Annotated in this window: 1 pseudogene; it reads right to left on the bottom strand. The window is 60.3% G+C overall.

Going from position 1 to position 1,022, the window contains the following annotated elements:
• Positions 1–40 precede the first annotated feature (40 nt).
• A pseudogene (locus BVER_RS28860) lies at positions 41–964 on the bottom strand (IS3 family transposase).
• Positions 965–1,022 lie beyond the last annotated feature (58 nt).

Here is a 1,022-nt window from a genome sequence, read left to right as displayed (position 1 = left end):
TGAACCGCCCCGGCTTTGTCGGAGACCGCCGAGTTTGGCGCTACGCCGCGCGAGCGGAAAGCACCGGATTCCGATTGTACGCTTCCTCTGCCTCCGCCGGCGACACGTACCCAAGCGGGCCGAGCAACCGATGGTGGTTGTACCAGTGCACACATTCGAGCGTGGCGAGTTCGACGTCCTGGAGCGTACGCCATGAACGGCGATGCACAACTTCGGCCTTATACAAGCCGTTGATCGTTTCGGCCAGTGCGTTGTCGTAGGAGTCGCCGACGGTTCCGACTGATGGCCCAACGCCAACATCCACCAAACGTTCGGTGTACCGAATGCTGAGATATTGAAACCCGTGATCGGAGTGGTGAATGAGCCCGGGCGGTGGCTGGCGATCGTGTAACGCCTGGTTCAGCGCGTCCAGCACGAAGTCAGTCCTCATCGATGCCGACACGCGCCAACCGACGATACGGCGCGCAAACACATCGGTCACGAAGGCCACGTAGACAAAGCCCGACCATGTCCAACAATAGGTGAAATCCGCGACCCACAGCGCGTTAGGCCGATCGGCCCGGAACTGACGTTTGACCCGGTCCAGCTGGCACGGCACTGCATCGTCGCGCTGCGTCGTCTTGATCCGGCGCCCACGCCGCACACCCTGCGCGAAATATGCGGAAGCCTTGCGCAGGATCTCGTTGGCCGTGCGAAGTTCACGATTCTCGCGCTCCAGTTCCTTCAGACGCGTCAGTTCCGAAGTTGTCGCGCCCGCTCGTTGGCCACGGTCGCGCTCAGCCTAAATGATCCAGTTGCGAAGCGTCTCGCGTGACATCCCCATCTTCGAGGCGATCGAGCGGATCGCCGCCCACTGCGTTTGGTATTCGTGTTGGTGCTCAAACACCATCCGTACCGCCAGCTCCCGCACCTCATCTGAATATCGCGTCCCGGTGGGCTTCCTTGCCTTGCTTTCGTTTTCCATACTTCAAATCTCCATTACAGCCAAGATCCGAAGTCTCCTACATTCCCGGTGCGGTTCA

It is taken from the genome of Candidatus Burkholderia verschuerenii, from assembly GCF_001189365.1.
GTDB classification, from domain to species: Bacteria; Pseudomonadota; Gammaproteobacteria; order Burkholderiales; family Burkholderiaceae; genus Caballeronia; species Caballeronia verschuerenii.
This window is presented reverse-complemented; position numbering and strand designations above follow the sequence as displayed.